The following is a 14,535-nucleotide window of genomic DNA, read 5'->3' as shown; positions in this document are numbered from 1 at the left end:
CCACGGGTTGCGAAGAGGTCACGATACAGGGTAGCGACACGGGTGGGTTCACCCTGGGCGATCGAAGATGACAGCTGCACAGATACGGCGAATCAATGAATTTACCTGAACCGGGTGATAGCGGGCAAGGATTTGCCAGGTTCTCAGCCCGCTGGGCCGGTCCGAGACACCACTCCGAGAGGGCCGGCCACATTGCTCGATGACATGCGCGGCACGCAGGACCAACCCTGGCGCGGCACCCGGCCCGTGCGGCTCGGCGCCGTCTCGAACGTGCAGCCGCTGGTGCGCGGGTCGGCCATGCCGGACCCGCGCGTGTTCTACGACGAGCTCGAGAGCGAGTGGGGCGAGGTGGCCCCCGTCGAGCTGGAGCCGGGGGTGCGCGCCTGGCTCGTCATGGGGCAGCGGCTGGTCTACGACGTCATGCGCAACGAGCACGTCTTCTCGACCAACCCCCAGATGTGGAACGGGCACGCGCGCGGCGGCCTGCCCGCGACCTCCGGGCTGCGCCCGGTCCTCACGTCGCATCAGCGTTTCGCCGCGAACCACACCGACGGCGCCCTGCGGCAGCGGCTGCGCGAGCCGCTCGACGACGCCTTCGAGCAGCTCTCCGAGAGCATCACTGCGGCCAAGGTCCGCTCCTTCTGCAACCTCCTCATCGACCGCTTCGAGGACCGCGGGCGCGCGGACCTGATGCTCGAGTACGCGTCGGTGATCCCGTTCCTCGTCGTCGCCGACATGATCGGCTTCGACCCCGAGGACGGGCAGCGCCTGTTCGACCTGACCCGCAGGGTCGCGGGCGGCGGGACCGACGCAGCTCCCGCCGTGGCCGAGGTGGACCGGATGCTGGGCGACCTCGTGGCCATCCGCCGGGAGTTCCCGAAGCGGGACCTCGCGAGCTCGCTGGTCGCGCACCCGAACATGCACGACGACATCGAGGTGGTCCACACCTTGCTGATCGTCGCCTACTCGGGCAACCTGACGCTGACCGCGTGGGTGGCGCAGACCCTGCTGCTCACGCTTACGGACTCGCGGTTCTCCGGACGGCTGCACGGCGGCCGCATCGACCTGGACAACGCCATGGACGAGGTGTTGTGGCGCTCGACCCCGACGATCAACACCGTGCCGCGGTTCGCCCGCCAGGAGATCGTGCTGGACGGCAAGCTCATCGCCGCCGGGGACCCGCTCGTCCTGGCGATCCACGCCGCGAACACGGACCCCCGCATGGACACCGGTGATCCGTGGGACCACGTCGGCAGCCGTGCCCACGTGTCGTTCGGCACCGGGCCGCACGCATGCCCGGCGCCCCGCCCGGCGCGCGTGATCGCGCGGATCGCCGTCGAGACGATCCTGCGCAGGCTCGACGTCGTGCTCCGGATCCCGGCGTCCGAGGTCACTTGGGACCAGACGCTGTGGATGCGCCAGCCGGTGAGCCTCCCGGTCACCTTCCCGCTGCCGGTCGTGTCGGCCTAGCACTCGGCGCGGACGCCGGGCGTGGCCCGGACCGTCGGTGTCACGGGGTAGGTTGCGCACGTGAGCGAGGAGGGTCACATGCGCATCGGTATTCCGGACGACGGCGGGCCACTCGTGCCCGCCACGCCGACGACGACCGCCCGGCTGGTCGGCCTCGGGTACGACGTAGCCGTCGCGGCAGGGGCCGGCGCGGGCGCGGGCTTTCCCGACGCCGCCTATGCGGCCGCGGGCGCCGCCGTCGTGCCCGACGCCGAGGCCTGGGCCGCCGACGTCGTGGCGGTCACCAGGGCGCCCGACGTGCTGGCCGCGCCCGGACCGGCCGGTCTGCGGCCGGGCGCGCGGGGCCCGGACGGGCTGCGGATCGGGGCCGTGCTGATCGCCCAGATCGCCCCCGCCGCCCGGCCCGACCTGGTGCGCGCGCTCGCCAACCGCGGCGTCACCGCACTCGCGCTGGACGCCGTGCCGCGCATCTCCCGGGCGCAGTCCCTGGACGTGCTGAGCGCGTTGTCGAACGTCGCGGGCTACCGGGCGGTCGTCGAGGCCGCCGCCGAGTTCGGCGGCATGTTCTCCGGTCAGGTCACCGCGGCGGGCACCACCCCGCCCGCGAAGGTCTTCGTGATCGGCGCGGGCGTGGCCGGGCTCGCGGCCATCGGGGCCGCGGGCAGCCTCGGCGCGCAGGTGCGCGCCTTCGACGTGCGGCCCGAGGCCGCGGAGCAGATCGAGTCCATGGGCGCCACGGTGGTCCGGGCCGACGACGCCGCGCAGCAGGTCAGCGCCGACGGCTACGCCTCCGCGCTCACCGCGGACCAGGAGGCCGCGGCGCTGCGCGCGTACGCCGTCGAGACGGCGGCCGCCGACATCGTGGTCACGACGGCGCTGGTGCGCGGGACGGCGCCCACCACCATCACCGCCGAGATGGTCGCGAACATGCGGCCCGGGAGCGTGATCGTGGACCTCGCGGCGCCCGGCGGCGGCAACTGCGAGCTCACCGTGCCGGGCGAGCGGGTGGTCAGCGACAACGGCGTGGTGGTGCTCGGGTACACCGACCTGCCGGACCGCATGCCCCGGCACACCTCGGAGCTGCTCGGCACCGCCGTCGCGAACCTGGTCCAGCTCGGCACGCCGGAGCGGGACGGCCGGCTCGCGCTCGACCCGGACGACGTCGTCGTGCGCGGCATGACGGTGGCCCGGGACGGGGAGGTGCTGTGGCCGCCACCGCCGGTGGCGGTGTCGGCGCCGCCTCCGGTCGAGCCCGCCTCGCCGGTCGAGCCTGTCGAGGCGTCACCCGGGTCCCGACAAGCTCGACCGGCGGGAGGCGGGGCTCGACCCGCGACCGTGGCCCGGCCCGCGCGGAACGCCGTGCTGATCGGCCTCGGTGCCCTGCTCGGGGCGCTCGCGGTGGCGTCGTCGCCCGCCGACCAGGCGGCGCACTTCACCGTGCTGGCGCTGGCCGTCGTGGTCGGCTTCTACGTGATCTCGCACGTCAGCCATGCCCTGCACACCCCGCTGATGTCCCAGACCAACGCGATCTCGGGGATCATCCTGGTCGGCGGGATGCTGCAGATCGGGTCGTCGGACCCGGTGGTGACCACGCTGGCCGTGCTCGCGTCGGCGGTGGCCAGCATCAACATCTTCGGCGGGTTCTTGGTGACCCATCGCATGCTCGGCATGTTCCACCGTGGCCCGATCCCCGTGTCAGACCCACAGGTCACCCGAGTGGCTCGTGCGTCTGACGACCGGGCCGGGCGGAGCGGCGAGGGCGAGGGGAGGGGCAGGTGAGCGTGGAGTCAGTGGTTCAGGCCGGCTATCTGGTGGCGGCCGTGCTGTTCGTGCTGTCGCTGGCCGGGCTGTCGAAGCAGGAGACTGCGCGACGCGGCGTCCTGCTCGGCATGTCGGGCATGGGGCTCGCGCTCGCGGCGACCATAGCCCTCGCCCTGGACCGGTCCGAGCGGCCCGTCGGCGTGACGGCCGGCCTCATCCTGCTGGTGCTCCTGGTGGGCGCCGCCGTGGGCACGTGGCGGGCGCGGACCGTCGAGATGACGCAGATGCCCGAGCTCATCGCGCTGCTGCACTCGTTCGTGGGCGCGGCGGCGGTGCTGGTGGGCTTCGGGTCCTACCTGGCCGAGCCCGGCGGCACGGTGCATCTCGTCGAGGTGTTCCTCGGCGTGCTGATCGGCGCCGTGACCTTCACCGGCTCCGTGGTCGCGTTCGGGAAGCTGTCGGGACGGCTCCGGTCGTCGCCGCTGCTGCTGCCGGGCCGGAACTGGCTCAACCTGGCCGCCCTCGTGGCGTGCGGAGGGCTGCTCTGGTGGTTCCTCGCGGCCGGCGCCTCCGGCCTGTTCCCGCTCCTGCTCATGACGGGCGTGGCGCTGGCGCTCGGCTGGCACCTGGTGGCGGCGATCGGCGGCGGCGACATGCCCGTCGTCGTCTCGATGCTGAACTCGTACTCCGGGTGGGCGGCGGCCGCGGCCGGCTTCATGCTGGGCAACGACCTGCTCATCATCACGGGCGCGCTCGTCGGGTCGTCGGGTGCGATCCTCAGCTACCTCATGTGCCGGGCGATGAACCGGTCGTTCGTGAGCGTGATCCTGGGCGGGTTCGGCGCGGAGACCGCCGTCGCCGCCCCGGGCGCCGGGGCCGAGCCGGGAACCTACCGCGAGACGACGGCGCTCGAGGTGGCCGACCGGCTGACCGCCGCCCGCTCGGTGATCGTGGTGCCGGGCTACGGCATGGCGGTGGCGAAGGCCCAGTACCCGGTAGCCGACCTGGTCGCCCGGCTCACCGCGCGGGGGGCCACCGTGCGGTTCGGCATCCACCCGGTGGCCGGCCGGCTGCCCGGGCACATGAACGTGCTGCTCGCCGAGGCGAAGGTGCCGTACGACCAGGTGCTCGGCATGGACGAGATCAACGACGACTTTCCTGCTACCGACGTCGTGCTCGTGATCGGCGCCAACGACACGGTGAACCCGGCGGCGCAGGACGACCCGGCGTCGCCCATCGCGGGCATGCCCGTGCTCGAGGTGTGGAAGTCCCGCGAGGTGGTCGTCTTCAAGCGGTCCATGGCGACGGGCTACGCGGGCGTGCAGAACCCGCTGTTCTTCCGCGAGAACACCGCGATGCTGTTCGGGGATGCGAAGGACCAGGTGGAGCTGATAGTCCAGGCGCTCTGACGACAGGCGACGAACAGCTCCGGACCCAGGGACGAGGACCGGAACTGGACGGCGACCGAGGAAGAGCGCAGGCAGCAGAGCGCTCTGACGCTGCGCAGCGAGGCGGCCGATTGACCAGACATTGGTCGAATGTACGATTATCGAGCCTGCGGAATCGGGCCAACGTCCTGCAGATTTTTTGCATTCGCGTGGTCATGTGTGGGTGAATTGACGGTGCCGCGCTGACATCGCGCGGTCACGACTTGGTATAAAGGGGCGCGCCAGGAGAGTCCTGCGTAGTTCCTCAGTGCGGAGGCCCAGTGTTGACACGCTCTCTCGTGACCGGATCGGTCGCGATCGTGGGGTTCCTGGTGCTCGTCGCGACCACTGAGCTCTTCTACTTCGGCCCCCCGGCCGGTGCCCACAACGGCGGCGAGGTGTTCGCCTCGCTCGGTGGTGCGATCCTCACGCTCCTGACCTGGGCGGTGGTCAGCTGGTGCGTCGCGCGGACGGCGCGCGCCCTCCGCCTGGTCCGGCTGTCGGTGATCATCGGGATGCTCGTGCCGGTCGCGGCGATCATCGCCTTCACGCTGACCATCGAGCTGGACGCGTGGTCCACCGGGTTCGGTGTGCTGGCGTTCGCGGCGGCGTCGGTCGGCGTGCTGGTGACGAGCCGACGCCGACGGGCTACGAAACCGAGCGCCATCCCTGAGCCGAAAGGCCACCCCCCGGTCCGCATGGCCGCCTGATTGGTTGTGAGCGTGATCGTTGCGATGGCGCGTCCGTTTCAGGCGCAACGATCACGCACACAACCAAGGGTTACCAGAAGCGGACCGGGAGGCCGTGGCGGGCGTACACGCTCTCCACCGCGGCTCGGACCTGAGCGGGTTCGCCGAGGCGTTCGACGTCCAGCCCGAGCACCACGAGCGTCGCCACGCCGTCGTGCTCGGACCACCAGCAGTCCAGGCCGCCGCGCATCTGGCGCAGCCGCCCGCGGGTCAGTCCCTGCGTGACCCCGCGCATGAGCACGCTGGACGCCGAGGTACCGAGCGGCGCGGCGAACGTCGCGGGCAGCCGGCCCAGGTTCGAGGCCAGGCACAGCGGGGCGGTGGCGTCGCGCGCGGCGAGCTTCGCGACGGCGTCGGGCACCATCTGCATGAGCGGCTTCAGGGGGCCCAGCGTGTCCACGCGGGTGCCGGACGTCAGGGCCCGGAACTCGGCAGCCGCGCTCGCCCGGATCTGGGCCATGTCGGCCACGACCCCGGCCCGTTCGGGTGCGGGGGTCACCGTGGTGTCGACGGCGATGGAGACCCCTGACGTCGCGTTCGACCGCAGGTCGTCCTTGCGGCGCAGGCTGACCGGCACCGACACGCGTACCGGCATGCCCGCGGTCGCCACGCCGGCGGCCAGCAGGATCTCGGTGCACACCGCGATGAGCAGGCTGTTCGCGGTGCCTCCCGCGGCGTGCGCCGCGCGGTGCCAGGTGGACGCGTCCGTGTCGACCACGACGACCGGCGGGTTGGCGGGCTGGGCGTCGTCGGTGCGCGGCTCGGGCCGCGGCCGGTCCGCCGACTGCTGCGCCATCAGCGGCGGCACCGGGCCCTGCCGGGCGGCCTTCCGCAGGCCGCCGACCGCCGCGCGCGCCTGCCCGGTCGCGTCCCGCAGGTCGGCCACGAGGCCGGTGCGGATGCGCTCGCCCTCCTTCGGCAGCCGGCGGACGGCGGGCGCGGCGTCGTCCAGGTCGGCCGGGGCGGCGCCGGTCGCGTCCAGGGCGGCCCCGCCGGTGGCGGCCTCGCCCGCCGCGAGGGTGGCCGCGGCGACGGCGGCCCGCAGTGCGCCGATGTGCATCCCGCCGTCGGCCACCACGTGCGACGTCACGTAGCTGAGCACACTCCCGCCGCTCGCCGTCGGCGCCGCCGCGAGGGCCCAGGTGGGGCCGTTCTCGGGGTCCAGGTTCGCCTGGGCCTGCCGGTCCGCCCAGGTGAGGACGGCGTCGTCGGGCACGGGGGTGGACTCGACCAGCGGGTCGAGCGACACCGCGGACGCCGACCACCGGGCGCGGGCGCCCGGGAGGCGGCCCGGCCGGACCACGCGCTGCAGCGGCCCGTTCGCGAGGCCGCGGTGCAGGGCGCGGACGGCGCCGGCGTCCAGCGGCGCGGGCAGGCGCCAGATGGTCTGGTTGACCACGGCGACGCCGAGCACGCGGCGGGTGCGCAGGAACAGGTCGTCGTCGTAGGTGAGGCGGTTGCTCGCCGTGGGGTCGGTGGTGGTCGCTGGGCTGGTCACGATGCCTCCGGTGCCGGGCAGGCGGGGGTGTGGCGGGTCGGTGGGGGGCTGGTGATGAGTAGAGTGCGCGCGTGCGTCACGTCATGGCCCTGGTGGGCAGTCGAGGAGATGTCCAGCCGGCCCTCGCGGTCGGGCTGGAGCTGCAGCGTCGCGGGCACGAGGTGGTGACCGGGGTGGCGCCGAACCTCGTGCCGCTGGCCGAGCGGCTCGGGCTGGCGCCCGTGCCGCTGGGCATCGACTCGGCGGCCCTGCTGGGGTCCGACCTGGTGCGGCGCGACATGCGATCGGCCCACCCCGTGCGTCGGGTCCGGGCGCTGCGCGCCGTGGCGTCGGCGGGCTGGGACGAGCTGCGCACCGGCCTGCTGGCGCTGCTCGACGACGTCGGCGGCGCGGATACCGTCGTGACCGGCTTGCTGGGCCAGGAGGTGGCCGCCGCCGTGGCCGAATCGCGCGGGCTCGGCATGGCCGCCCTGCACTACTGCCCCGTGCGGGCCAACCGCGTGGTGTCGCCGGTGAGCGGCCTGCGCGGCCCGGGCCCCACGCGGGCGGCCTGGGCGCTGGGGGAGCGCGTGCGCTGGGACCTGACCCGCCGCGCGGAGAACGACCAGCGCGGTGAGCTCGGCCTGGGCCGCACCCGTGTGCACCTGCCCACCAGGCTGCGCGACGCCGGGGTCGTCGAGGTCCAGGCATACGACGCCGCTCTGGTGCCGGGTCTCGCCGACGAGTGGGGGCCGCGCCGTCCGCTGACGGGGTTCCTCGCCCTGGACGACGCAGCCCGCGCCCGCCTCGGGGAGGCCGGCTCCGGCGCCGGACCGCACGGCGGGCTGGATGCCGGGCTGGACGTCTGGCTGGACGACGGCGACCCGCCCGTCTACGTCGGGTTCGGCTCGATGCCCGTCGCCGACCCGCCCGCACTGCTCGCCGCCGTCGACGACGCGTGCGCCGAGCTCGGGGTGCGGGCGCTGGTCAGCGCCGGCTGGAACGACTTCTCGGCCGCCGGGGACCCCGGCGCGAGCGTCGACGAGAAGCGGGTCCGGGTGGTCGGCGCCGTCGACCATGCGGCGGTGCTGCCCCGCTGCCGGGCCGCCGTGCACCACGGCGGGGCCGGCACCACGGGGGCGGTGCTGCGGGCGGGACTGCCCGCCGTCGTCGGCTGGTACTCCGCCGACCAGCCCATGTGGGGCGATCTGCTGCGCGGCGCGGGGGTCGGTGTCGCGCGCCGCGCGAGCACGCTCACGCAGCCGGGTGTGCTCGCCGGAGCACTGTCCGAGGTGCTCGACGACGCCACGGCCGCTCGCGCGGCCGCCCTCGGCGCGGGGCTGGTCCCGGCGGACCGGGCCGTCACCGCGGCGGCCGACGCCGTCGAGGGCATCCGCGGCTGAGCCGGAAGAGCCCCAGCGCTTCGCTGTCACCAGGGAACCGCCGGTAGCTGCCAGGCGTCGGCCTCCGCCAGCACGAGGTCGCGCAAGGTCTCGGCGTCGGCCACCCGGTCGGGATCCAGGGCGGCGACGCTGAGCGTCGTCGCGGCGCCCACGGTCGTGCAGAAGGCGACCAGCCCGCCGCCCGCGGCGCGCAGCTCGGCCGCGGTGGCGCCCTGGTAGTGCGACAGGGTGGCGACGGCGCGCACGGAACCGCCGGGGGCCTGCGTGTATCCCTCCGGCGGCTTGCCGAGGTTGGACGCCAGCGCCGCGGCGACGGGCGGCTGCGGCAGGCGGCTCACGAGGGTGTCGGGCAGCATCTGCACCAGCTCGAGCGGCACGGGGGCGACCCCCGGCTCCGCCTGCCCGACGGCGGCGTATGCCTCCTTGGCGGACGCTCGGACCCAGCCGAGGTCGCGCGCGGCGAGCACGTCCGCCGGGATCGTGACCCGGGCGATCTTGGTGGAGTTGGCGCGCGGATCGTCCTCGCCGCGTGTGGCCACGGGAAGCGCGACGGGTACGGGCTGGCCCGGGAACCGGCCGGTGGCGCGCACGAGCCGCGCGAGGAACGCCACGAACCACGTGTTCGGGGTGCCGCCGTGCTCGGCGGCGACCTCGGCGACGCGCTCGGAAGGGAGCTCGACGTGCAGCACGGGCGCGCGCCAGGCGGCGTCGTCGGGGGCAGGCTCGACTACCGGGGCGGGCTCGACCACCGAGGATGGCGCGACCACCGGAGCGGGTTCGACGACGGGAGCCTGCTCGATCACCGGAGCCTGCTCGATCATCGCCGGGGTGGGCTCGATCGTCGCGGACGCCCGGCGTTCGCGGGCGGCCTGCCGCGCCTTGGCCTGCGCCCAGCGCGCGACGGCCGCCGCCTGGGCCGCGGCGTCGGCGGCGTCGGCGAGCAGCGCGCGGGTCCCGCGCTCGGGCGCCGGCACGACTATCGGATCGGCGTGCGTGGCGGCGCGCACGACGGCGTCGATCAGCGCGGCGCCGTCCGCCACCGCATGCGCGCAGGTGAGCGAGACGATCCCGCCGACCACTGCGGCCCCGCCGTCGGCCCCCTCGTCGGGCGCCACCACGTCGGCGGCGGCGAGCCGCCACGAACGGCCGGCGGCGGGGTCGAGCGGCACGTCGGCCTGGGCCTGAGCCCACGTGCCGATGGCGTCCACAGCCACGGCCGCCGTCTGCAGGTCGAGGACGGGCAGAGTCTCGGCGGGTGCCCACCGGTGCCGCGCGCCGGGAACGCGGGCGCGCACCACGCGCCGGTGCAGCGATCCCGCGGCGATCCCGTCGGCCAGGTCACGCAGGCGATCGGCGTCGTAGGGGCCGTCCAGACGCCACAGCACCTGGTTCACCGCAGGGCTGGCGTCGCCGTCGTGCCGGCGCAGGAACATGTCGTCGGCGAACTGCAGGCGCAGTGCGGATGGCGGGTTCACGCTCGTCTCCCGTTCGGGCTCGGGTCCGTGCTGGGCACCGTGGTCCTTCAAGGGCCAGACGATACCGGGCATAACCGGGGGGACTAACTTTCACCCGGCGAATCCGGTATAAAGGTCGGCGCAAGGGGACCGCGGAACTCGTCCGACGTCGTGCTGGCCGTGCCCACATAACGATCTAGGGATCCGCCCGCATGGAATACACCGAGCTATCGGCCTACGAACTGCCGGCCGGGACAGTGACGTCCTGGACGCCGCGTGCCGACGCCGGGCGCTGGCAGCAGGACCCGCGAGACCTGTCTCCGGGCCACGAGGCGCACCTGCGCGACTGCGAGCCCGGCTCCTGGATCGGGTCCGTGCTGCGGGTGCCCGGCCCGTACGAGCCGGAGCCGTTGCGCCGCGCGATCCACGCGTGGGTGAGCCGTCACGAGGTGCTGCGCACCACCGTCACGCACGACGCCGGACGCGGCTGGCGCCGGGTGACCGCCCCCGCCGAGGCAGTGGCCATCCGGGACCTGGTGGTCGGCGACCTGACCGCCGCACAGGTGGGCACGCTGCTGCCCAGCCTCCTCGCCGACGTCTCGCCCACCGCCTGGCCGCACTGCGTCATGGCGAGCGTGGTGCCGGAGCCGGGCGACCCAGCCGGCGACGGCGGCTTCGTGCTCGCCTTCGGCGCCGACCACTCGGTGATGGACGCCTACTCCCAGCTCCTGTGGTTCGAGGAGATCGTCTCGCTGTACGACGCCGCCCGCCGCGGCGTGCCCGACGCCGAGCTGCGCGCGCTGGAGGTCGGCTCACACGTCGACTTCTCGGCGGAGGACCGCAAGCTCGCCATGACCCTCGCGGCCGACGGCGAGCCCGTGCGCCGCTGGCTCGACTTCCTCGGGCCGGACGCCGCCTTCCCCCGCTACGGCACGGGCATCACGCACCCGGCCGCCGACGCCGAGGAGGCGGCCCGGCCGCAGGCCTCCCGCTCGTACTGGCTGGCCACCGTCGACCAGACCGACGACCTGAGCGCCCGCAGCCGAGCCCGCGGGGCCTCGGCCCAGTCGGGGGTGCTGGCCGCGTTCGCGCACGCCGCGCGCCGGGTGCACGGGCTGGACCGGCTCCGGTTCGTCCTGCCGATGCACACCCGGTACGCCCCGCAGCACGCCGCCGCCGTCGGCTGGTACGTGGGCCTGTGCCCCGTGGACCTCGACCTCGGCGGCGTGGACCCGGTGCTGCGCGACGTCGACGCCGGTCAGGAAGAGCCCGCACGCGTGGTCGACGGCAACGCCCTGACGACCGCCGTCGAGCGGGTGCACGCCGCGGTCTCCGCGGGCAAGCCCCTGGTCCGGTACTCGTTCGCGCGGATCGCCGAGCTGGGCGGCATCTCGGACAGCCCGCACTTCGCCGTGTCGTACGTCGACACCCGGTTCGTGCCCGGGGCCGAGCGCTGGAGCACCTGGGCAGCCAGGACCCTGCGCAGCCCCGCGTACGGCACCGACGAGCTCTACCTCTGGTTCCTGCGCACCCACGACGGACTCAACGTGTCCACGCGGTACCCCGACACCCCCGAGGCGCACGCCGCGATGGACGCCCTCGTCGAGGAGCTGCGCATCTGTTTCCGGGCCTTCGGGTCCGCCGGTTTGAGAGAGGCAGTCGCATGATTCTCGGCGCGATGGGCACGTGGACGGCCCGGCCCGGACAAGTGCTGCACCTGCGGCCCACGGCGGAGGCGCTCGCCGCGGCGGCGTCGGCCCCCGTGGAACCCGGCCCGCCGTCGTTCCTGCAGGGCGACCACCTGCGCGCCTACGCGGCGCGCCGGGCTTCCGGCGGCAAGCACCGCGCCTGGACGGGTACCGCGACGCACCTCGACGGCGCGTTCGACGCGGCCGCGCTGGCGCGGGCGCTGACCCGGCTCGTGCGGCGGCACGAGGGCCTGCGCACCTGGTTCGACGTCGATGCCTGCGCCGCCGGGGGCGACCCGGTGCGGCACCTGGTACCCGCGGAGGCGGTCGGCTTCGAGGTGGTGGACATCCCGGCGATCTCGCCGGTGCCCGGCCTCCCGTGGGACGAGTGGGTGACGACGCACCTCAACGCGACCTTCGACGCCGCCTGCCGCCCCGACTCGTGGGCGCCGTTCGCGCTCGGGGCCATCGTGCGGGACGACGGGTTCAGCCTGTTCTGGGGCTGCGACCACGCGTTCACCGACGGCGCCTCGCAGCTGATGGTGCTCAGCGAGATGGAGGAGCTGTACGCGGAGGAGCTCGCCCACGGTGCGAGCCCGCTCCGTGGGTCGAGCCTGTCGAGACCGGACGCCGTCCCGGCGACCGGGGGCTCGTTCCTCGACCACGCGCGGGCCGAGCACGCGCTCGCCGCGGCGACCCCGCCGGACGCCCCCGAGATCCGGGCCTGGGTCGACGCCGTGACGGCGCACGACGGCCGGCTGCCGCGCTTCGCGCTCGACCTGGGCCTCGAGCCCGGGGAGACGGCGCCGGTGAAGATCCGCTCGATGACCCTCCTCGACGCCGACGGCGTCGCGCGGCTGGACGAGCTGGCCGCCAAGCACGGCGCCCGCTCCACGGGCGCGGTGTTCGCCGCGATCGCGCTCACCGACGCCCGGCTGACGGGCGCCGGCGACTGGTTCGGGGTCACGGTCGTCGGCTCGCGCGGGCCCGGGTTCGAGACCGCGCAGGGCTGGCTGTGCAACTTCGCGCCGGTCACGTTCCCGGTGGCGAAGGGCGGCGTGCCGGCGTCCTTCACCGACGTCCTGCCCGTCGCGAACGCGGCGTTCCGCCAGGCCAGGAAGGTGGCGGCGGTCCCCGTGCACGCGGCGCTCGGCGTCATGCTGGCCGACGGCGTCCTCGACCCGGCCTCCCTCGGCAGCCCGCAGCTCATCAGCTACCTCGACCTGCGCCGGTTCCCCGGCGTCGGGCGGCCTGCCTACGACCGTGGCCTGCACTTCACGGGCGAGGGCCGCACCGCCAACGCGTCGCTGTGGGTGAACCGCGACCACGAGCGGCTGTACCTCGTCATGCAGACCCCGGACACCCCGGCGGCGCAGGCCGCCGCCGACCGCTACATCGCCGAGCTGACCGCCACGTTCGAGGCGGCGGCCGGCGTGCTGGCGACGGTCGGGGCGGCTGGGGCGGCTGCGACGGTCGGTGCGGCCGGGGTCGAGCATCTGGAGGCGACCGGTGCGGGTCGTCTCAGCTGACCTCTGGGAGCCGGCGCCGGGCCGGGTCGTCACCTGGGACGTCCTGCCGGGTGCGGTGCACCCGCCTGCCCCGGCTCCGATGAGTTACAACCAGCGCAACCACCTCCTCGGGGCGGCCACGGGGGAGCCGAGCGTGTGGATCACCGCCACGTTCGACGTCGACGGCCCCGTCGACGTCGACGCACTGGAGGCTGCCTTCCGCGACCTCGTGGCCGGGCACGCCGGGCTGCTGGTCGAGGCGGTCCGCGGTCCCCTGGGCTCCGCGGGTGTCGGCCCCGCCGGCGTGGGCCTGGTGCGGCACGATCCCGCCGGGCTCGTCTGGCGGCGCGACGACGGTCCGCTCACCCGCACCGTCGAGGCCACCCGCGAGCACCTGGTGGCCGAGCTCGGCCGGCGGTGCGCGCCGTTCGGGTACCCGGCGTTCCTGCCGGCCGCGATCGGCCGCCCGGACCGGTCCACGATCGTTTTCGGCATGGACCACCTGCACACCGACGCCTGGTCGACCACCGTCGTCGTCGACGAGCTGGCCGCGCGCTATGCCGAGCAGCGGGCCGGGCGCGCGGCGGGTCTGCGCGTCGTCGCCCCGGCCGCGTGGGCCGTGCCGGCCCTGGCGGGTGCGGCTCCGGCGGGCGCGGCCCTGGCGGGCGCGGCCCTGGCGGGCGCGGCTCTGCCGGCGGGCGGCACGGCCCTCCTGGTGGCACCTGAGCCGGAAGCGGCTCTGGCCACGATCGACCGGGACGTTCCACGGGTGGCCGAGCCGGAAGCCCTGTCGGTCACGCCGGAACCCGTCGGCGCCGACGACCCGCGGCTCGCGACCTGGCACGGCTTCCTGCACGACCGGGGCTGGGCGCTGCCTACGTTCCCGCTGCCGCTCGGCGTGCCCGACGGCGAGCGGGTACCGCAGCGGACAGTGCTGCACTCCTTGGTCGACGCAGTCGCCACCGACGCCGTCGCCGCGCGCGCCAGGTCGGCCGGTGCGTCGACGTCGGCCGCGGTGCTGGCGACGCTCGCCCGAGCTGTCGCGGATCTGGGCGGCCCCGCCGTCCTGGAGACGCTCCTGCCGGTGCACACCCGGGCCGACGCCGCCGCGCGCCGGGCCGTGGGCTGGCACACCACAACGGTGCCGCTGCGCGTCGAGGTCGACGTCACCGCAGGTGCCAACACCGTGACCGACACGGCACTCGCCGCCACCGGCAAGGCCGTGCGGGCCGCGCGCGAACTGTCCGCAGTGCCCCTCGAACAGGTGGCGGAGTCGCTGCCCCAGCCGCTGCGGTTCCCGCGGGTGGACATCTTCCAGGTGTCCTACCTCGACTACCGGCGGCTGCCGGGGCACGCCGCGAACGCCGGACGGCGGGCGCACCACGTGTCGGCGGCCACCCGGGCCGACGACCTTCAGCTGTGGGTGTCCCGCACCGACGATGGGATCTCGGTGCGGGCGCGCATGCCGCGTACCGCGACCGCCGTCGGAACGGTGGACGCGCTGCTGGACCGCTGGACCGCCCGGCTGGGAGAGCTGGCCGCGGTCTGAGCGAGCGCAGGAGCCCGATGAGTGCGGGATCTTACGTTCCGGTCAAGCG

General features: G+C 74.7%; 10 protein-coding genes. 8 read left to right on the top strand and 2 right to left on the bottom strand.

Annotated features, from left to right (window positions below; all coding sequences use genetic code 11):
• Positions 1-204: 204 nt before the first annotated feature.
• The 4 genes from EW117_RS06015 to EW117_RS06000 all read left to right on the top strand — a co-directional run bounded on the left by EW117_RS06015 (position 205) and on the right by EW117_RS06000 (position 5,368).
• Positions 205-1,470 carry a cytochrome P450 family protein gene (locus tag EW117_RS06015; RefSeq protein ID WP_129784695.1) on the top strand — a complete coding sequence of 422 codons (1,266 nt, stop codon included), beginning with the start codon at positions 205-207 and terminating at the stop codon, positions 1,468-1,470.
• A 78-nt stretch (positions 1,471-1,548) separates the two neighbouring features.
• Complete coding sequence (locus EW117_RS06010; protein WP_242504105.1) at positions 1,549-3,249, top strand: Re/Si-specific NAD(P)(+) transhydrogenase subunit alpha; 1,701 nt, start codon at positions 1,549-1,551, stop codon at positions 3,247-3,249.
• Positions 3,246-4,640 carry a Re/Si-specific NAD(P)(+) transhydrogenase subunit beta gene (pntB, locus tag EW117_RS06005; RefSeq protein WP_129784693.1) on the top strand — a complete coding sequence of 465 codons (1,395 nt, stop codon included), beginning with the start codon at positions 3,246-3,248 and terminating at the stop codon, positions 4,638-4,640. Before EW117_RS06010 ends, pntB begins: the two co-directional genes overlap by 4 nt.
• Positions 4,641-4,939: 299 nt before the next feature.
• On the top strand, positions 4,940-5,368 hold the full coding sequence (locus tag EW117_RS06000) for a hypothetical protein (RefSeq protein WP_129784691.1): 429 nt from the start codon (positions 4,940-4,942) through the stop codon (positions 5,366-5,368).
• A 70-nt stretch (positions 5,369-5,438) separates the two neighbouring features.
• On the opposite strand, the gene EW117_RS05995 is transcribed toward EW117_RS06000, so the two are convergent.
• Positions 5,439-6,905, bottom strand: coding sequence for a hypothetical protein (locus tag EW117_RS05995; RefSeq protein WP_129784689.1), 1,467 nt, complete (start codon positions 6,903-6,905; stop codon positions 5,439-5,441).
• A 71-nt stretch (positions 6,906-6,976) separates the two neighbouring features.
• Here EW117_RS05995 and EW117_RS05990 point away from each other — a divergent pair, with 71 nt between their 5' ends.
• Positions 6,977-8,287: a glycosyltransferase gene (locus tag EW117_RS05990; protein ID WP_207211767.1), complete on the top strand. Its 1,311-nt coding sequence runs from the start codon at positions 6,977-6,979 to the stop codon at positions 8,285-8,287.
• A 26-nt stretch (positions 8,288-8,313) separates the two neighbouring features.
• Here the strand turns inward: EW117_RS05990 and EW117_RS05985 are convergent, their stop codons facing one another.
• Positions 8,314-9,813: a hypothetical protein gene (locus tag EW117_RS05985; protein ID WP_129784687.1), complete on the bottom strand. Its 1,500-nt coding sequence runs from the start codon at positions 9,811-9,813 to the stop codon at positions 8,314-8,316.
• A gap of 140 nt (positions 9,814-9,953) precedes the next feature.
• On the opposite strand from EW117_RS05985, the gene EW117_RS05980 reads away from it, so the two are divergent.
• From EW117_RS05980 to EW117_RS05970, 3 genes are read left to right on the top strand one after another with little or no spacing between them, the layout of a single operon-like run.
• Positions 9,954-11,408: a condensation domain-containing protein gene (locus EW117_RS05980; RefSeq protein ID WP_129784685.1), complete on the top strand. Its 1,455-nt coding sequence runs from the start codon at positions 9,954-9,956 to the stop codon at positions 11,406-11,408.
• Positions 11,405-12,958, top strand: coding sequence for a condensation domain-containing protein (locus tag EW117_RS05975; RefSeq protein ID WP_129784683.1), 1,554 nt, complete (start codon positions 11,405-11,407; stop codon positions 12,956-12,958). Before EW117_RS05980 ends, EW117_RS05975 begins: the two co-directional genes overlap by 4 nt.
• Positions 12,939-14,486, top strand: coding sequence for a condensation domain-containing protein (locus EW117_RS05970; RefSeq protein WP_129784681.1), 1,548 nt, complete (start codon positions 12,939-12,941; stop codon positions 14,484-14,486). Before EW117_RS05975 ends, EW117_RS05970 begins: the two co-directional genes overlap by 20 nt.
• Positions 14,487-14,535 lie beyond the last annotated feature (49 nt).

This window comes from Promicromonospora panici (assembly GCF_900608595.1).
GTDB lineage: Bacteria > Actinomycetota > Actinomycetes > Actinomycetales > Cellulomonadaceae > Promicromonospora > Promicromonospora panici.
This window is presented reverse-complemented; position numbering and strand designations above follow the sequence as displayed.

Excerpts from the sequence above, each read along its gene's own strand:
- EW117_RS06015 (WP_129784695.1), top strand. The coding sequence starts at position 205 with ATGCGCGGCACGCAGGACCAACCCTGGCGCGGCACCCGGCCCGTGCGG.
- EW117_RS06010 (WP_242504105.1), top strand. The coding sequence starts at position 1,549 with ATGCGCATCGGTATTCCGGACGACGGCGGGCCACTCGTGCCCGCCACG.
- EW117_RS05980 (WP_129784685.1), top strand. The coding sequence starts at position 9,954 with ATGGAATACACCGAGCTATCGGCCTACGAACTGCCGGCCGGGACAGTG.
- EW117_RS05975 (WP_129784683.1), top strand. The coding sequence starts at position 11,405 with ATGATTCTCGGCGCGATGGGCACGTGGACGGCCCGGCCCGGACAAGTG.